14 protein-coding genes and 2 rRNA genes are annotated in these 18,515 nt (G+C 43.9%); 12 read left to right on the forward strand and 4 right to left on the reverse strand.

What is annotated here, in order from left to right; genetic code table 11:
• From K0625_RS12410 to K0625_RS12420, 3 genes are all read left to right on the forward strand, one after another.
• A 23S ribosomal RNA gene (locus K0625_RS12410) occupies positions 1-107 on the forward strand; the annotation flags it as partial.
• A 345-nt stretch (positions 108-452) separates the two neighbouring features.
• A 5S ribosomal RNA gene (rrf, locus tag K0625_RS12415) occupies positions 453-568 on the forward strand.
• Positions 569-1,192: 624 nt separating this feature from the next.
• Positions 1,193-2,467: a CinA family nicotinamide mononucleotide deamidase-related protein gene (locus K0625_RS12420; RefSeq protein ID WP_220109992.1), complete on the forward strand. Its 1,275-nt coding sequence runs from the start codon at positions 1,193-1,195 to the stop codon at positions 2,465-2,467.
• A 92-nt stretch (positions 2,468-2,559) separates the two neighbouring features.
• On the opposite strand, the gene K0625_RS12425 is transcribed toward K0625_RS12420, so the two are convergent.
• The 3 genes from K0625_RS12425 to argE form a co-directional block, all read right to left on the reverse strand.
• Complete coding sequence (locus tag K0625_RS12425) at positions 2,560-3,102, reverse strand: YceB family lipoprotein (RefSeq protein WP_220109993.1); 543 nt, start codon at positions 3,100-3,102, stop codon at positions 2,560-2,562.
• Positions 3,102-5,738: a phosphoenolpyruvate carboxylase gene (ppc, locus tag K0625_RS12430; protein ID WP_220109994.1), complete on the reverse strand. Its 2,637-nt coding sequence runs from the start codon at positions 5,736-5,738 to the stop codon at positions 3,102-3,104. Before ppc ends, K0625_RS12425 begins: the two co-directional genes overlap by 1 nt.
• A gap of 143 nt (positions 5,739-5,881) precedes the next feature.
• Positions 5,882-7,033: an acetylornithine deacetylase gene (gene argE, locus K0625_RS12435; protein WP_220109995.1), complete on the reverse strand. Its 1,152-nt coding sequence runs from the start codon at positions 7,031-7,033 to the stop codon at positions 5,882-5,884.
• A gap of 272 nt (positions 7,034-7,305) precedes the next feature.
• On the opposite strand from argE, the gene argC reads away from it, so the two are divergent.
• The 5 genes from argC (at position 7,306) to argH (ending at position 12,838) form a co-directional block, all read left to right on the forward strand.
• Positions 7,306-8,286, forward strand: coding sequence for an N-acetyl-gamma-glutamyl-phosphate reductase (gene argC, locus K0625_RS12440; RefSeq protein WP_220109996.1), 981 nt, complete (start codon positions 7,306-7,308; stop codon positions 8,284-8,286).
• A gap of 22 nt (positions 8,287-8,308) precedes the next feature.
• Positions 8,309-9,094 (forward strand): acetylglutamate kinase, encoded by a 786-nt coding sequence (gene argB, locus K0625_RS12445; RefSeq protein ID WP_220109997.1) that lies wholly within the window; start codon positions 8,309-8,311, stop codon positions 9,092-9,094.
• 89 nt (positions 9,095-9,183) lie between these two features.
• A complete protein-coding gene (locus K0625_RS12450; RefSeq protein WP_220109998.1) occupies positions 9,184-10,092 on the forward strand; it encodes an ornithine carbamoyltransferase in 909 nt (302 codons plus the stop codon).
• A 64-nt stretch (positions 10,093-10,156) separates the two neighbouring features.
• The gene (locus K0625_RS12455; RefSeq protein WP_220109999.1) at positions 10,157-11,383 is read left to right on the forward strand and encodes an argininosuccinate synthase; all 1,227 of its coding nucleotides are present in this window, start codon (positions 10,157-10,159) and stop codon (positions 11,381-11,383) included.
• A gap of 84 nt (positions 11,384-11,467) precedes the next feature.
• Positions 11,468-12,838 carry an argininosuccinate lyase gene (argH, locus tag K0625_RS12460; protein WP_220110000.1) on the forward strand — a complete coding sequence of 457 codons (1,371 nt, stop codon included), beginning with the start codon at positions 11,468-11,470 and terminating at the stop codon, positions 12,836-12,838.
• A gap of 150 nt (positions 12,839-12,988) precedes the next feature.
• On the opposite strand, the gene K0625_RS12465 is transcribed toward argH, so the two are convergent.
• The gene (locus K0625_RS12465; RefSeq protein WP_220110001.1) at positions 12,989-15,535 is read right to left on the reverse strand and encodes a penicillin-binding protein 1A; all 2,547 of its coding nucleotides are present in this window, start codon (positions 15,533-15,535) and stop codon (positions 12,989-12,991) included.
• A gap of 185 nt (positions 15,536-15,720) precedes the next feature.
• On the opposite strand from K0625_RS12465, the gene K0625_RS12470 reads away from it, so the two are divergent.
• The 4 genes from K0625_RS12470 to K0625_RS12485 are packed head-to-tail and all read left to right on the forward strand — an operon-like array spanning position 15,721 to position 18,498.
• The gene (locus tag K0625_RS12470) at positions 15,721-16,800 is read left to right on the forward strand and encodes a pilus assembly protein PilM (protein WP_220110002.1); all 1,080 of its coding nucleotides are present in this window, start codon (positions 15,721-15,723) and stop codon (positions 16,798-16,800) included.
• Positions 16,788-17,369 (forward strand): PilN domain-containing protein, encoded by a 582-nt coding sequence (locus tag K0625_RS12475; protein ID WP_220110003.1) that lies wholly within the window; start codon positions 16,788-16,790, stop codon positions 17,367-17,369. The genes K0625_RS12470 and K0625_RS12475 overlap by 13 nt, the downstream gene beginning before the upstream one ends.
• Entirely contained in the window at positions 17,366-17,983 is a 618-nt protein-coding gene (locus K0625_RS12480) for a type IV pilus inner membrane component PilO (protein ID WP_220110004.1), read from the forward strand. Before K0625_RS12475 ends, K0625_RS12480 begins: the two co-directional genes overlap by 4 nt.
• Positions 17,983-18,498, forward strand: coding sequence for a pilus assembly protein PilP (locus tag K0625_RS12485; protein WP_220110005.1), 516 nt, complete (start codon positions 17,983-17,985; stop codon positions 18,496-18,498). The genes K0625_RS12480 and K0625_RS12485 overlap by 1 nt, the downstream gene beginning before the upstream one ends.
• The last annotated feature ends 17 nt before the right edge of the window (positions 18,499-18,515 follow it).

The raw sequence follows: 18,515 nt of genomic DNA on the forward strand, positions 1-18,515 counted from the left end.
AAATCCCTCTAAAGAGCCGTTCGAGACTAGGACGTTGATAGGTCAGGTGTGTAAGCGTTGTGAGGCGTTGAGCTAACTGATACTAATGACTCGTGAGGCTTAACCATACAACCCAGATGGGTTTTACCTGAAATGAGTCCAATCATTTCGCGGCATTTCCTCCGTCCATGGAGGTCATGCAAGTAACATGGTTTTGCTTAACTGAAAGAATATGAAGTACTTGATTTAGTGTGACTTAATTATTTAGAAAGCTTTTCAAATTTATAATTTTGGTTAATTACGCAGGTAATTGTTTGGCTGACAAAGCCGTGACGAGCGAAGCGCGGAGTGTACTCCAGTACATGGTCAATATTGTTCCATACAATATTAGACATTTCCTCCATCCATGGAGGTCAAGCACGCAGAGTGAGGAAACAATACCGTCAGACGGATAATTAGCCAGTAAGAATTAGTCTGGAAACAATAGCATTGTGGTCCCACCTGATCCCATCTCGAACTCAGAAGTGAAACGCAATCGCGCCGATGGTAGTGTGGGGTCTCCCCATGTGAGAGTAGGTCATTTCCAGGCGCCTAATAAACGGAAAATCCCCAGCACTCTGTGTTGGGGATTTTTTCGTTTAACAGCTTTTGAAATGACCACTCGAACATGGGAAAGTAAATAGCGCATGCGGAGCATGCCACATTTCCATGTAGAGTAGGGCGAATATCGCGCTAGTGATGTGTTTATGAGCGCGAAGCTTTAGCGTAGCTGGACCATTGGAAGGCGCCTATTTTACTCATAAAGAGTAGTAGAGAAGCCACCTGAATAAGGTGGTTTTTTTGCGTTTGGGGCTTTATAAAATGATTAACTTTACGTCTCGAATTTACCTGTGCTCCACTTATGTAGGCATGAATGCCTACTTCACATGCAGTCCAAAGTTGCTATCGCAGTGTGGCTGTTAATTGCGTCCATGCATTAACGGCATTTCCGCCATCCCTGGCGGTCTGGATCTCCGATATCCAAATATATCTATATCCTGTGTTCAAGCTGGTCTGGGTCATTTAAATAACTTCCTAACAAATGAAGTTGAGTATTTGCAGCTGTCTTTTTAATTGAACATATTCTGATCCATATAAATCTTAAGTGGCTATTGCTATTAATGCCTAGCTTGTTACTTTAGCTGCTATTAATGGATTACTGCTTAGGGTCTTTATGAAGCTTGAGATGATTTGTACTGGTGAAGAGGTGTTAGCGGGTCAGATCGTTGATACCAACGCTGCTTGGTTTGCGAATACTTTGATGGAGCGAGGTGTTGAGTGTCAGCGACGCATTACCGTTGGTGATCGCCTTGAAGATCTTGTTGCTGTTTTTAAAGAGCGTAGTACACAAGCTGATATCATCATGGTTAATGGCGGTCTAGGACCTACTAGTGATGATCTGTCCACCGAGGCGATGGCTTTGGCTCTTGGGGTGCCTTTAGTTGAGAATAAGGAGTGGCGCAGTAAATTAGAAGCTTGGTTTGCTAAAAATGCCAGAGTAATGGCTGAAAGTAACCTGAAGCAGGCGTTATTGCCACAAGGGGCTATTATGATTGATAACCCTGTTGGGACAGCTTGTGGCTTTGCCGTTAAACTCAATCAAGCATGGCTTTTCTTTACTCCTGGTGTTCCTTTTGAATTTAAGCGTATGGTTAAGGAGCAGTTTATCCCTTTCATTGAGGAGCATTTTCCTCTATCTGAGCCTGTTTCAGTCAAGAAGCTTCTGACCTTAGGTCATGGTGAGTCGGCTCTGGCTGATAAGTTAGAAGTGATACCTCTGCCTGAAGGGGTTACTTTGGGTTACCGCTCCTATATGCCCTACATCGAGATTAAGCTTTTTGCGAGAGGCCAATTGGCGATTGATTCACTTGTAACTATAGAGACTGAGGTGAAAAAGATACTTGGTAATGGTGTCGTTGCTGAAGATATTACCACTTTAGATCAGGAGATCCATAATAGGTTAGTCAACTCAGGCTTTAGCTTGAGTATTGCGGAGTCCTGCACTGGCGGTTTAATTGCGAGTGGCTTGGTGGCTTTTGCTGGCAGTTCCGCATATCTTCATCAAGGATTAGTGACCTACAGTAATGAAGCAAAGGTGAAGGTATTAGGCGTGAACCCTCAAACCTTAGATGATTACGGTGCGGTTTCTATTGCGACGGTTGAGGAGATGGCTAAGGGGGCAAGGGGAATACTGGACAGTGATTATGCGCTTGCTACTAGTGGTATCGCTGGGCCTGATGGAGGCAGTGATGAGAAACCTGTTGGCACCGTTGCTATCGCTTTAGCGACTAAATACGGCATTTATAGCCAGATGTTGAAGCTTCCTAGTCGTTCAAGAGCCTTAGTTCGTAGCTTAGGAACTGCTATTGCTTACGATATGTTGAGGCGTGAACTGTTAGGCGAGGCTGTTATTGTCGATTACTCCTCTTTTTCTCGTTTTAGCAAATAATTTTTAGTAAATAGTTGGGCTTTAGATACAAAAAATGCAATCAACTAAGCTGATTGCATTTTTTAGTTTATGGATTAGATGTTGAAGCTAAGCTACTCATCAAATATCAGTTTTAACTTTCCTGGTTTTACCTCAATTCGCTTTGTCATCTCAGCGATTAAAGCCTGATTGGACTCTGAGGTGTCCAGTATATAAACTGGTTGCGTTTCCAGAAAGTGAGTTAAAAATCCCATCATTTTCGGTGCTACCTGCTTAACTGCTTTTTCAATATCCTTAGGATTAGATTCGATACTCACAAGTCTTAATTGCTTTAAGTAAACGCTATGGCTATCGGCATCGTACCAAGGTTCTGCTTCAAAGGTCGTCTTCATTTTTGCTTTAAATGGCACTAATGGATTTCTGACTTTTACGATACTATCTGCTGTCACAGACATGGTATCGACCTTATGGCCTAAGCTAACATCTATGTTGTTGATACGCATCTCGATGCCAAAGAGTTGATTGCCCTCTTTGACTTCAAAATGGATCTCATCGGATAGATAACCTTCTAGCTCTTTTTCTGTAATGCTGTACTGACTAACACACCCGCTTAGTAGCAGTAGCGTTAGTGGCATTAAATAGCTCAGTAATTTCATCAGCCCGTATTTCTCATGCCTGCTGCAACTCCAGCGATGGTTAACATAAGCGCCAACTCTACATTGGTCGATTGCACCTCATCTTTACGTGTACGAGCCAGCAGCTCAGCTTGCATAAAGTTAAGGGGATCAATGTAGGGGTTACGTAAGGTCACTGATTCTCGGTTCCACGGAGTGTGTTCCATTAAGGCTTGCGACTGAGTGAGCGCTAACACGGCTTTAACGCCTGTTGCTAAGCGGCCTCTCAATGCATCACCCAGATGATGAAGGTTTTCAGGGACCAAACAGGTTTCGTAGTACTTAGCTAAATTGGGTTCCGCCTTGGCATATACCATCTCTAACATCGAGATCCGTGTTTTGAAGAAGGGCCACTTTTGTTCCATCTCTTGAAGCAGTTCCATCTCTCCTCTATCGCTTGCCGCTTGCAGTGCTTCCCCTGCTCCCAGCCATGCAGGAAGCATTAAGCGGTTTTGTGACCAAGCAAAGATCCATGGAATTGCGCGAAGAGACTCAATGCCACCATCGACACGCCGTTTTGCTGGGCGACTGCCTAATGGCAGCTTGCCTAGTTCGACTTCAGGCGTTGCAGCGCGGAAGTAAGCGACAAAATCAGGTTCTTCTCGAACGATAGAGCGGTACGCAGCAACTGACTCTTCAGCTAACCTTTTCATGCAGGCTCGCCATTCAGGTTTAGGCGCCGGAGGTGGTAGCAGTGTGGCTTCCATGACCGCTGAGGTGTATAAAGCTAAGCTTTGTACAGCTAGCTTAGGTAAACCAAACTTAAAGCGGATCATCTCTCCTTGTTCTGTCACACGGATGCGTCCGTCAACAGATCCTGGAGGTTGAGAAAGTATCGCCTCATGAGCGGGTCCGCCTCCACGTCCAATCGTACCGCCTCGGCCATGGAAGAGGGTAAGTTTTACATCAGCTTGACGGCTTACTTCTACTAATTGTTCCTGCGCATGGTATTGCGCCCAAGCTGCGGCCATGACACCTGCATCTTTTGCGGAGTCAGAGTAACCAATCATCACCTCTTGATGACCTTTGGTATAACCACGGTACCAATCAATTGCAAATAGCGCAGACATACAGCTAGAAGCATTATTGAGGTCGTCTAAGGTTTCAAACAGTGGCACAACTCGCATTGGGTGTGGGCAGCCTGTTTCTTTTAGCAATAAAAGAACAGTTAGTACATCCGACGGCTTGCTGGCCATAGAGATAACATAAGAGCCTAGGGCACGTGCGGGTTGAGTGGCAATAAGTCGGCAAGTGCTGACGACCTCTGCAACGTCCTCGCTTGGTTGCCAGTTCGATGGGATCAATGGACGTTTACTACTGAGCTCTCTGAGAAGAAAGGCTTGCTTCTCGTTTTCATCCCAGTGGTTAAAATCACCCATGCCTAAGTAACGGGTGAGTTCAGCAACAACATCACAGTGGCGTTGAGCATCCTGCCTGATATCTAGCCTGAGCATATGTATGCCGAAGCAGGCGATACGACGTAGCATGTCCAGCAGTAGGCCGTTAGCGATTAGACTCATTCCTGAATCGGATAGACTCTTATACAGCATCATTAGTGGCGCTTTAAGATCGTCCTCATTCCAAATAATGCTGTTTTTATCGACTTCAGGTTGATGACCTTCTAGGCGCTCATTTAGGTAATCTATGGTGTTCCTAAGTTTCTGTCTGATTCCACGAAGTACTTCACGGTAGGGTTCATGACTATTGTTAGTGAGTACTAACAGTTCATCGTTGGCCTCTTCCATGGAAAGGTCGTTAACCAGTAAGACAACATCTTTTAGGTATAAACGCGCTGCTGTATGGCGGTTTCTATCTAAAACTTCCTGAGTCACCTTAGCTGTAACAAATGGGTTTCCGTCGCGATCTCCCCCCATCCAGCTGGAAAAGCGCACTGGAGCGATATCGATTGGGAGCTGTTTGCTGGTTCTCTCTTCAACTTGCTCATTGAGTTGTCTGAGAAAATCTGGAATGGCCTGCCAAAGTGAAACCTCAATGGTGCTTAAGCCCCAGCGAGCCTCATCAACTGGGGTTGGGCGTTCGTGGCGGATCTCGTTGGTATGCCAAATTTGTGCGATAAGCTGGCGCAGGCGAAGGTGTTGCTGCTTTTTCTCACGCTCAGTGAGCAGTGGATTTTCAAGTGCAGCAAGACTGTCGACAACTGAGGCATACTTTTGAATTAAGGTGCGACGGGAGATCTCTGTTGGGTGCGCAGTCAGTACTAAATCGATGTCTAGGTTTTGCAGGCAGTCCAACATCTTGTCCTGCTCAATATTACTGCTTAATACTCTCCCAAGTAGTTGCTCTACAGGATCTGGAACACAGACAAGCTCGTCACAGTTACGACTGATGGTGTGAAACTGTTCGGCGATATTGGCTAAATTAAGAAATTGATTAAAGGCTTTAGCAAAAGGGACCAGCTCATCGTCGGGAAGCGCAGCGAGCAGTTTCAGCATCTCTTCTCGTGAGGCTTCATCGCCTTGTCTCGAACTCTTAGCTAACTGACGGATCTGCTCTATTTTATCAAGAAAAGGATCGTCTAAATTGGTGCGAATAGTTTCACCAAGGATCTGTCCTAAAGTGCCCACATTGGACCTTAAGGACGCATACATATCTGTCATACTTTCTCCATACCAATATTTACGCTAATCCTCCACAATACCTAGGCTTACTGGCCAAGGTCAATATTGGCGTGTGAGATATTGTGAGCTTATGTGTTCTATATCACTTCTGTGCTTATCATAGGTGAGCTTGATTTCACTTATTACTTTATACAGGCATGATAGATAAGCTGTTTAAGTAGTTCTACTGTCTTATTTAGGTATTGAGTATCTAAATATTCATCAGGCTGATGAGCCTGTTCAATGCTCCCTGGACCTAGGACTAAAGTTTGGCATCCAAGTTTTGAGATATAGGGCGCTTCTGTCGCATAGTTAACGACCTCGGGAGCATTAGCTGAAAGCTCTGCGACTAGTTTACTCCAACTATTTTCACGACTGTCTGCAAAAGGTTCTGACCCCGGGTAGAGTGGCGCAACATTGATACAACCTGGGTATTGATCATTAATCGGCTTTAGATAGTTAATTACCATCTGCTCTAGTATCTCTAATTCCAATCCAGGAAGAGGGCGGATATCTATGTGCAGGTCGCAGCAACCGCAGATACGATTAGCGGCATCGCCTCCATGTACATGGCCAAAGTTCATTGTTGGGTAGGGGACACTAAATGCTTCCTCTCGGTAGTTATCTGCAAGATGCTGTTTGAGTTTTAACAGCTGCCCCATGACCAGATGCATGATCTCTATTGCATTTACTCCTTTAGCTGGATCGGAAGAGTGTCCGCTTTTACCTATGACTCGAATACCTTGAGTGAGGTGCCCCTTATGCATATATACCGGCTTTAAGCTTGTCGGCTCTCCTATGATGGCATAGTCAGGCGCAATCGACTTTTGCTGTGCGAATGCTTTAGCCCCATTCATGGTTGTCTCTTCATCTGCGCTGGCGAGAATATGCAGAGGGCGCTTAAATTGGCTCAGAGGCATATCTTTAAGTGCCTCGAGTACAAGGGCAAAAAAACCTTTCATGTCACAGGTGCCTAACCCATACCAGCGATTATCTTTTTCGGTCAAAGTGAATGGATCTTGACTCCAGCGTCCTTCATCAAAAGGAACTGTATCTGTATGCCCTGCAAGCAGTAGCCCGCCTTTTCCTGAGCCAAAACTGGCGACTAAGTTATGTTTACTTCGCGAATCCTTAACGACCTGAGCTTTGCATTCAAAACCAAGTTCAGAGAACCAAGTTTGCAGTAGATCAATAACACCTTGATTACTCATATCTTGCTCAACTTCAAGCGCACTGATTGAGGGGGATGCAATGAGCTGGCTAAAATTGCTTTTTAGATCTGCTAAAGAGGCCATAAAAAATTCCGTAAAATATATATTCAAATATATTGCATAATTAGTTTTGTGTGTTAGTCTATCAAACAGCTAAGACAAGCACCAGAATACAATTCATATTATTGAGAGCATAAATGAATAATCTACAAATAAAATTTATTATTAAGGCGATGTGTAAAGACTTCCTGCGACGATAAACTTGTCAAAATTGGTATTTCTACCAGGGCTTAAGTTGTGCCCCCTCTTTTTTACTTCCAAGCATTAATGTTTAAATTAAGAAGTGTCAGATTATTATGAAAAGCATTGCGATTATTGGCGCTAGTGGTTACACCGGCGCACAAATTACCTCCCTTATCGACGCCGATAAAAACCTAGTGATACAAGGTTTATATGTATCTGAAAATAGTGTTGATAAAGGTAAACCCTTATCTGAACTCTACCCTACATATAGTCATATCACCCTACCGTTATCACCTCTTAGTGATGAAGCTAAAGCGCTTATCGCTGAACAAGCCGATGGCGTTGTATTGGCAACGGATCATGCGGTGAGCCTACATCTGGCAGCTTGGTTTTTTGAGCAAGGTTTAACAGTATTTGATCTCAGTGGCGCTTATCGGTTCTCTGATAAATCTCAGTATCCACAGTGGTATGGCTTTGAGCATGATTATCCTCAGGTTTTATCCCATGCTGTTTATGGCTTGGCTGAGTGGAATTGTGCTGATATTGCCGATAGTAAGATGATTGCAGTTCCAGGCTGTTATCCGACAGCATCCTTAACAGCGCTTAAGCCAATTCACTCCCTAATGACCTCCTCTTTACCTGTTATCAATGCAGTAAGTGGTGTGACTGGAGCGGGAAGAAAAGCGCAGTTAAATACTAGCTTTTGTGAAGTGAGCTTGACCCCTTATGGTGTACTAGGTCACAGACATCAACCTGAGATCGCAACTCAGCTGGGACAGGAGGTGATATTCACACCTCACCTGGGTAATTTTAAGCGGGGAATTTTGGCAACGATAACCGTACAGTTGAAAGAGGGAGTGACGCAGGCTGACATCGAACAAGCTTATGCTATTTACGATAATGCTCCTCTGGTCACGGTAAAGCAGAATCAATTCCCTAAGGTAGATGATGTAACTAATACGCCAAATTGCCACCTAGGCTGGAAGTTTGATCCTAAGACAGGTTATTTAGTTGTCGCAAGTGCCATTGATAACCTGATGAAGGGGGCTGCTAGCCAAGCTCATCAGTGCATAAAGATTCATTTTAAATACTAAATCGACAAGCGAGTAGATTACGATGACACAGAGTAATAAAGCATTAGTTATCAAGGTTGGTGGCGCTCTACTTCAGTGCGAGATGGGTATGGCAAGGCTGATGGACACTGCGGCAAAGATGCTGTCAGCTGGACAGAAACTGATTTTAGTGCATGGCGGAGGGTGTTTGGTTGATGAACAACTGTCGGCTAATGGCATGAAAACAGAAAAGCTAGATGGTCTAAGAGTGACGCCTGCCGAGCAGATCCCTGTCATTGTTGGTGCACTTGCAGGTACGTCAAATAAAGTTTTACAGGCTGCAGCGATAAAAGCCGGAGTGACATCCATCGGCATGAGTTTGGGCGATGGAGATATGGTTACTGCTCAGGTAAAAGATGAGCGTTTGGGTTTTGTGGGAGAGGTGGCACCAAAGAGTTCGGCATATCTTGATTTTGTTTTGTCTCAGGGCTGGCTGCCGATAGTGAGCTCTATTGCCATTGATGAAGCTGGTCAACTGCTCAATGTTAATGCTGACCAAGCGGCTACAGTACTGGCGAAGCTGGTTGATGCGAAGTTAGTACTTTTATCTGATGTTTCAGGCGTTCTTGATGGTAAAGGTCAACTTATCTCCAGTTTGAATAGAGCTCAGGTTGAAGATCTGACCCATAAGGGTGTGATTGAAAAGGGGATGAAAGTGAAAGTTGAAGCTGCATTAGATGTAGCTGAACTAATGGGGCAGGCTGTGCAAGTCGCTTCGTGGAGAAGTGCCGAGCAACTTGTCGCGCTATCTAACGGAGAGAGTGTTGGTACGCAGATACAACCTCATTAAACCCTAAAAATTAAGTTTTAGCGGGCCTAAAAAGGGCCAGTTATATAAAGTGACAAACTTGGTGGTATCACCAATTAGAGGAGTTATACATGGACCACTTATTATCGATTAAAGACCTGTCTCAGGAGCAGCTTAAAGAGTTGTTATCACTTGCTAAGAAGATTAAGGCGAATCCTGCTGAGTATCGACATGCGTTGGACGGTAAAAGTGTGGTTATGCTGTTTGAGAAGCCTTCATTAAGAACACGTGTTAGCTTTGACATAGGAATTAATAAGTTAGGTGGTCACTGCCTCTATCTTGATCAACAAAATGGTGCGTTAGGTAAGCGAGAACCTGTGTCTGACTTCGCAGCTAATATCTCTTGTTGGGCCGATGCCATTGTGGCAAGAACCTTCCTACACTCGACGATAGAGACGTTAGCTGAGCATGGCAGTGTTCCTGTTATTAATGCACTCTCAGATCTTTATCACCCCTGTCAGGGCTTGGCTGATTTTCTCACGCTTTCGGAGCAGTTTGACGATGTTAGCCAAGTGAAGCTTGCTTATGTAGGCGACGGTAACAATGTTACTCACTCCTTGATGTATGGAGCGGCAATTCTAGGTGCAACGATGACAGTCCTTTGTCCACTAGGGCACTTTCCCGATGGTCAAGTGGTCGTTGAGGCTCAGGCATTGGCGGCAAAATATGGCGGTAAGCTAATACTCACCTCTGATGTTGAGCAGTTGACCGAGCAAGATGCCATCTATACCGACACCTGGATCTCCATGGGCGATGATACTGACTTAAGCGAGATCAAAGCTAAGTTTCAGCCCTATCAAGTTAATAAAACCATGATGAAGCAAGCTGGTGCTAATTACTTCATGCATTGCTTACCTGCATACCGCGAAGTGGAGGTGACTGCTGAGGTGGTTGATGGTGAAGGCTCACTGATACTGCAGCAAGCTGAGAACAGAATGCATGCACAAAATGCCGTTTTAGTTACCTTATTAGGTCAATAATTTAATCCATATTGGTTCTCGTAGGCACGCCTGCGGGACAAGTTTAGAAATTAGGAAATAGAAGATGTCTGCAGAAATTAAGAAAACCGGTGTGAAAAAAGTTGTTTTGGCTTATTCAGGTGGACTCGATACATCAGCGATTATCCCTTGGTTAAAAGAGACTTATGATGATTGTGAAATTGTCGCATTTTGTGCCGATGTGGGTCAGGGAGAAGCCGAGTTAGAGGGATTGCATGAAAAGGCGATAGCTTCAGGCGCTTCTGAGTGTTATATCGTTGATCTCAAAGAGGAGTTGGTTGCGGATTATATCTACCCAACCATAGCAACTGGTGCAATCTATGAGGGGACATACTTACTCGGCACTTCTATGGCAAGACCTATTATCGCTAAAGCTCAGGTAGAGGTTGCGCGTAAAGTTGGCGCCGATGCTGTCTGTCACGGTTGTACTGGTAAAGGTAACGATCAGGTACGTTTTGAAGGCTGCTTTGCTGCACTGGCACCGGATCTGAAAGTGATCGCACCTTGGCGTGAGTGGGAGATGGTGAGCCGTGAAGACCTGCTTGATTACCTTGCTGAGCGTAATATCGAAACCACAGCATCAGCCACAAAAATCTACAGCCGTGATGCTAATGCTTGGCATATTTCCCATGAAGGTGGCGAGCTAGAAGATCCATGGAACGAGCCGACCAAAGGCGTGTGGACCATGACAGTTGCACCAGAAGATGCACCAGATAAGCCTGAATATGTGACGATCGATATCGAGCAGGGCAAAATCACTAAGGTGAATGGTGAAGTACTTTCCCCTTATGCTGCACTAATGGTGCTAAATGAGATCGCCGGTGCACATGGTGTAGGAAGAATTGATATCACTGAAAATAGACTGGTTGGCATGAAGTCTCGTGGCTGTTACGAAACACCTGGTGGCACCGTTATGTTTGCAGCGCTCCGCGCCATTGAGGAGTTAGTGCTAGATAAGAGCAGTCGTGAGTGGCGTGAGCAGGTCGGTGCCCAGATGGCACACCTTGTTTATGATGGTCGCTGGTTTACTCCTCTGTGCGAGTCTCTGTTAGGTGCATCTGAGCCTTTAGCTAATCTTGTTAATGGTGAGGTTGTCATCAAGCTTTATAAGGGACAGGCTCAAGCGGTTAAGAAGCGCTCACCTAATAGCTTGTATTCTGAAGAGTTTGCGACATTTGGTGAGGATGATGTCTATAACCAAAAAGATGCAGAGGGCTTTATTCGCCTCTACTCACTAGCTAGCCGTATCAGAGCGTTAAATATTAAGAGCTAGGCAAACCCATAGTCTATCTATATTAAGTTAACAAATTAAATGGGGCGCTAAGCGTCCCTTTTTACAGAACAAGAGGAACTCACCATGGCACTATGGGGCGGAAGGTTTAGTCAAGAGAGTAGCGCACTGTTTAAGTTGTTTAATGACTCGCTACCTGTTGATTATCGTTTAGTTGAGCAAGATATTGTTGGTTCAATCGCTTGGGCTGCTGCTATCACCCAAGTCGGAATTTTGAGCCAAGATGAGTGTGAAAAGCTGCAACAGGCATTGAAAGAGCTGTTATCTGAAGTTGAAGATAATCCTGAGCTTATCTTGGCATCGGGTGCTGAAGATATTCATAGCTTTGTTGAACAGTCCTTGATTGCTAAAGTTGGTGACTTAGGTAAAAAACTGCATACGGGCCGTTCACGTAACGATCAAGTGGCCACGGATCTTAAGCTCTGGTGTAAAAAAGAGGGACAACAGCAGCTTGTATTGCTAGCTAAATTAAGAGAAGCCCTGCTTGCATTGGCCGAGCGTGAACTCGATGCAGTTATGCCTGGTTATACTCATCTTCAGCGTGCGCAGCCGGTTGCTTTTGGCCATTGGTGTTTAGCTTATGTTGAGATGTTTGAGCGTGATATCAGTCGTCTTGAAGATGCATTAAAGCGTGCCGATACCTGCCCGCTTGGAACCGGCGCCTTAGCGGGTACTGCATATCCGATGGATAGATATAAACTTGCTGAATCTTTAGGTTTTGCCTCTCCGACCTTAAATAGCTTAGATACCGTATCAGATAGAGATCACGTGGTTGAGATCTGTAGTGATGCCTCCATTAGCATGATGCACTTGAGTCGTATGGCTGAAGATTTAATCTTCTTTAATAGCGGCGAAGCAGGGTTTATCGATCTAGATGATGAGGTCACCTCAGGCTCATCTTTGATGCCGCAGAAGAAAAACCCTGATGCACTTGAGCTTATCCGTGGCAAAACAGGTCGTGTTTATGGCAGTTTGATCGGTATTCTCACCACCATGAAGGCATTGCCGCTTGCGTATAATAAAGATATGCAGGAGGACAAAGAGGGCTTGTTTGATGTCATGGACAGCTGGTCGATCTGTTTAGAGATGGCTGCGTTAGTACTAAGTGGTTTGAAGGTCAATCGTGAGAATACACTTAAAGCTGCCCAGCAAGGTTATGCAAACTCTACTGAGCTTGCAGATTATTTGGTTGCGAAGGGGATGCCTTTTAGAGAGGCTCATCATGTTGTCGGTGAGGTTGTTGTACATGCGATTAGCGAGCAGAAGCCATTAGAGGATTTTGCACTTGAACAGTTGCAGTCTTTTGCGAGCATTATTGAGCAAGATGTCTATGACTGCTTAACAATAGAGTCATGTTTAGCTAAACGTGAGGCGCTTGGTGGAACGGCATTACCACAAGTTCAGTCAGCGTTAGCGGCTAAAAAGGTTAAAAAATAGCCTGTTGAGATTTTTTTCAAAAATATTTTTATGGGGTGTCAAAAAACAGTCACTAAAATAGTAGTTTAGTATTAGTGATGTTGATGATTAAAGCACGAAAGGTTGAACTAGCCTTTCGTGCTTTTTTAATCGCGTTATTTAGTTGCTATGTTACTGAAATAGATCTTCTGGGGACTCGTCGATGAAAATATCATTAGACTCCTCCTCTGCTTGCGGGGCAAACTCTGTTGGCTCGGTACCTGAGATAAAGTATTCGAACTTACTTGTGTGATCTGTTTTGCGGCTGAGTTTGCCTGTGGCTAAATCAATTCTGACTGAAACGATACCATCCGGTGGAGAGCTTGGCAGTTCTGGCTGACCTGCAAGGGCATTTTTCATAAACTCATTCCAAGCAGGACCTGCTGTTTTCGCTCCGGCTTCAGCAGCTGAAATTTGATCCTTAGCACCGTTTGCATTCCAACTGGTTCTCCCCAACTCTTGGCTATGATCATCGAACCCTACCCAAACGGTTGTTGCTAAACTTGGATTGAACCCACTAAACCAAGTATCGCGAGATTCGTTTGTAGTACCAGTTTTACCTGCAATATCGTGTCTCTTTACCACTCGTGAAGCACGCCAAGCTGTTCCATTCCAGCCGGTGCCTTTACTCCAATTTCCTCCTCCCCAAATAACACTCTTAAGTGCATCAGTGATAAGGAAAGCGGTCTGCTCAGAGATGATTTGAGGCGCATAACGGCTATCAGAGTTTCCACATAAAGAGGTGGGATCTTGAGGTGTTGCAGGCTCAGCTTGAAGCTCATCAGCCATTGAGGCAAATGGGTCAACCTCTGAGGTATCTTCAATGGCAACAACAGGCGTCGGGGTACAAGCCAACGTCGGATTTGATTCCTCAATCACATCGCCATAGGCATCCTCAATACGTTCGATAAAGTAAGGTTCAACTTTATAACCACCATTGGCAAAAACAGAAAATGCGGTAACAACTTGCAATGGTGTCACCGATGGTGAACCTAGAGCGACAGATTCGTTTTTAGGAAGATCAGCAGGGTCAAAGCCAAATCTAATCAAGGTTTCGATGGCTGTGTCTAAGCTCGCATAACGAATGGCTCTTACGGCCATCACATTAATTGATTGAGCTAATCCCATCTTGAGTCTAGTTGGCCCTGTGTATCTGTCCGGAGAGTTTTTTGGTCGCCAAGCTGTTCCCTGTCGTGTGTCAGGTTTATTAATAGGTGCATTATTGATTAAGGTTGCTAGGGTATAGCCTTTCTCTATCGCAGCGGTATAGATGAAAGGCTTAATATTGGAGCCCAGCTGACGCTTAGCCTGAGTGACCCTGTTGTACTGACTCGTGTGGAAGCTAAAGCCTCCGACTAAGGTGCGTATGGCACCATCATGGGGATCCAAAGATACGATGGCACTGGATACTTTAGGGATTTGGGACAGTTGCCAAAACTCTCCATTGTTACGTACCCATACCTGTTCGCCAGGAGTCAAGATTTGAGTGGCTGTTTTAGGCGCCTTACCTTGGCGCTTATTGGTGATAAATTTGCGGGCCCAGTTTAATCCTGGCCACTCGATTTTTATCTCCTCACCTTCGGAAGTCAGTAGTTGTGCACTGAGTTCCTCAACACTAAGGACCGCGGCTGGTACCATGCCCTGAAAGGCATTGGTCTTTTTGAGTTTTGCAATAATTGAATCGGTATCTAATGGCGTATCTGTCCACAAGACCTTAGTGCGCCCACGATAGCCGTGCCTTTCATCGTATGCATAGACATTATCTCTTAGTGCTTCCTGTGCATAGATCTGCAAGCGAGAGTCGATGCTGGTATAGATGTTATAGCCGCCAGTATAAGCTTCCTCCTCCCCAAACTTATCGACTAGGTAGTCGCGAGCCATTTCTGAAATATAGGGAGCGTATAGGTTTATCTCTGCACCATGATATTTAGCTGTAATAGGTGCCTGAGTTGCTTCAGTATATTGTGCTTGGGTTATATTGTTTTTTTCGAGCATTCTACTAAGCACCCAATTACGGCGGTTGGTTGCTCTTTCTGGGTTGCGTATTGGGTTTGCAGCTGACGGGGCTTGAGGTAAACCTGCAATCATCGCCATTTCCGGTAGGGTTAACTGCTCTAACTCTTTGCCGTAGTAAACTTGTGCGGCAGCGCCAACGCCATAGGCGCGATTTCCTAAGAAAGATCTGTTGAGATATAGCTCTAATATCTCCTCTTTAGAAAGGGCTTTTTCGATTTTGATTGCTAGGAATATCTCTTTGATTTTTCTTATGTAAGTCTTTTCTCGTGTAAGAAAGAACCCCCTTGCTACCTGCTGGGTTATGGTACTCGCTCCTTGACTCTTTTTACCTGTTGTTAGAAGGATAAACGCGGCGCGGGTGATACCGATAGGATCAATACCGTGGTGCTCAAAGAATCTCGCATCTTCAGTATCTAAAACGGCGTTAATCAACTGTGGGGGGACATCATCAAATGCAACAGGAATACGTCTCTTCTCACCAAATTGAGAGATAAGCTTGCCGTCACTACTATAAACTCGTAGCGGAGTTTGAAGCTTGACAGTCTTTAATGTGTTTACATCCGGCAGCTCTGGCAACACATAAAAATAAGCCGCAGCAATAGCAGCAATGCCTAGAAGAGCTAGGCTGAATAGGGCAATAATTATACGTTTAAACCACTTCACCGGAATATTCCAAAATTTAAGCAAGGGCAACAGTATATAAGGCACTAAGCAATTGGTGAAGCAAAAATGGTCGTCAAAAAAATGTCAATTGTAAAAACGTGAAACATTCTGTACAAATACCTATAACGAGTTGATTTTGTGCTAATCTAGTTCTTGTAACAATAACAATAAGCGACAATAAGACTATGCTTTCTAATTTATGGAAGCGTCAGGCTCCGCAGATGGTTGGAATTGATGTTGGTTCCCACGAAATAAAAGCAATTCTGCTGAGTAAGACGGCCGATGGTTATAAAATTTTAAGTCATGCTGCAGTCCCTTTAAAAAAAGGGGCTGTGAATGATCATGAGATCAGAGATGCCGATGCAGTCGTTGAGTCATTAAAACAGGTGAAACGCATACTCCCAAAAGGTGCAAAATTAGCGGCTGTTGCTGTATCTGGTTCTGCCGTGATGACCAAAGTCATTTATATGGATGCGTCATTGAGTGAAGAGGAGATGGAAGCTCAAATTGAGATTGAAGCGGACAATTTAATTCCTTATTCGCTCGATGAAGTGAGTATTGATTTTGAAACTCTCAATGTTAATAGTACCGATCCAACCAAGGTTGATGTCCTGCTTAGTGCATGTAGAACTGAGAATATTGATGCGCGGGTTGATTCACTCGATGAGGTGAATATTGAAGTTAAAGTCGTTGATGTTGAAGGTTATGCCTTAGGCCGATCATATGAAGTTGTTGCGGCCCAGTTGCCAGAAGGAACAGAGAATAAAATTGTTGCTTTAGTTGATATTGGAGCCAATATCACCACTTTTGCAGTCGTTGAAAATGGTGAAACAAGCTTCATTCGTGAACAGGCATTTGGCGGTGAGCAGTTTACACAGTCGATTTTGTCGTTTTATGGTATGTCACATGAACAGGCTGAAAAAGCTAAGCTTGAAGGAGATCTGCCTCGCAACTATATGTTTGAAGTTTTATCTCCTTTCCAGACTCAACTATTACAACAGATAAAAAGAACATTGCAGATTTATTGTACATCGAGTGGTAAAGATAAAGTCGACCATATAATTTTATGCGGTGGAACATCTAAATTAGAAGGGATGGCAAATTTATTAACAAATGAATTAGGTGTGCACACGATAATTGCAGATCCATTTCAAGGTTGTTTGCATGCCGATGATGATATCAAAAATAGCCTTAAACCCGATATAAGCAAATATATGGTTGCTTGTGGCTTAGCCCTAAGGAGCTACTCACAATGGCGAACATAAATTTATTACCTTGGCGAGAAGAGGCCAGAGAAAAACAGAAGAAAGATTATATCGGCATTTTGGCGCTGGTTTTTTTACTCTCCTCTTTTATTGTTTATTTGTCATTAAGCTTTGTAGAGATGATGACTGATAATCAAAAGGCAAGAAATGCATACCTAACTTCTGAAATTCAACTGTTAGAAAAACAGATAGCCGAAATAAAGAAGATAAGAACGCGAAAGAAAGATATTGAGCGCAGAACTGAGATTATTTTAAATCTGCAGCAAGCACGAAACTTACCTACTCATGTTTTAGATGAGTTAGTGAGAATCGTTCCACCAGGGATCTATCTTTCAAGCATAGAGAAAAAAGGCAGTTTGTTGTGGATTCAGGGACGGAGTGAGTCTAACAACAATGTGGCTAATATGATGAGGAAAGTGAAAACCTCTCAATGGCTACAAGATCCAAGCATGCAATCTATCGTTGCTCAAAATGAAGAGTTAAGGCAGTTACAGAGTTTCAGCTTAAAAGTGACCATACAACAGGTTGAAGAGGTGACGAATCAGGGTGCCAAAGGAGTGAGTAGATGAATCTGGATCTAAATCAGTTCAATGACATCGACTTTGAAAATGTAGGGGCATGGCCGCCACTGGTTAAAATCGTTTTCGCTGCTATTTTGTCTATCTGTATTTTTGTGGCCAGTTACTTCCTATTTGTTTCCGATGCTGTAGCTCAGCTGGATAAAGAGCAGAGGACAGAGTTACAGTTAAGAGAAGACTTTAAATCTAAATATCAGTTAGCTGCTAACCTAAAACTCTACCGTGAACAGCTGGCTGTGATGGAGAGTCAGTTTGCTGAATTATTAAAGATGTTGCCCTCTAAAAATGAGATGCCAGGTCTGCTGGATGATTTGACCTTTGTGGCTACTGACTCAGGCCTGAAGATAGATAGTCTAGATTGGCGTGAGGTGATTCAGCGAGATTTTTATATTGAATTTCCAATCAGTATGTCTGTAACAGGTGATTATCATGAATTGGGGCAATTGGTCAGCGGCGTTGCTAGATTACCAAGAATTGTTAGCCTGCATGATTTTGTCATTAAAAAGTCTGATACCGGTGGGTTAGGTATGGAGATTATGGCAAAAACTTACCGCTTTAAAGAGGGAAGTGAGCTCCCTGATAAGACAAAGAAGGGGAAAAAGTAATGAAGCAACTCCTTCTGATTATTTTTGTTTTTTCTTTAGTTGGCTGCGTGGGCGATCGAAGTGATTTAGAGCTATTTGTTACCACGACAAAAGCGCAACATGTTGCTCATATTCCTCCTTTAAAAGAGGCACCTAAATTCGAACACTTTGCTTATCAGGCCGATTTGATGCGAAGCCCTTTCGTGCCTCCATCAAGAGAGTTAACAGAAGAAGTTATTGATACAACAAAAGATTGTTTGCAACCAGATCTAAAAAGACGAAAGGGAAGGTTGGAAACTTACGCTCTAGATAACTTAAAAATGCGAGGAACTTTAAGTGAAGTTGAGCAGATATGGGCGCTAGTTGAAAGTAATGATGGCAGTGTATATCGCTTAGGTTTAGGTGAGTATCTAGGACTTTATAATGGAAGAATCGCTAAAGTTACTCCGCAAAAAGTCGAAATAATTGAATTAATTCCGGATGGTTCTGGTTGCTGGACTGAAAGAGTCAGCAACATGGAACTAACCGGAGAATAACAAGCGAAGGATGAGGG

Origin of the sequence: Shewanella nanhaiensis (assembly GCF_019457885.1) — a bacterium.
Lineage (GTDB): Bacteria > Pseudomonadota > Gammaproteobacteria > Enterobacterales > Shewanellaceae > Shewanella > Shewanella nanhaiensis.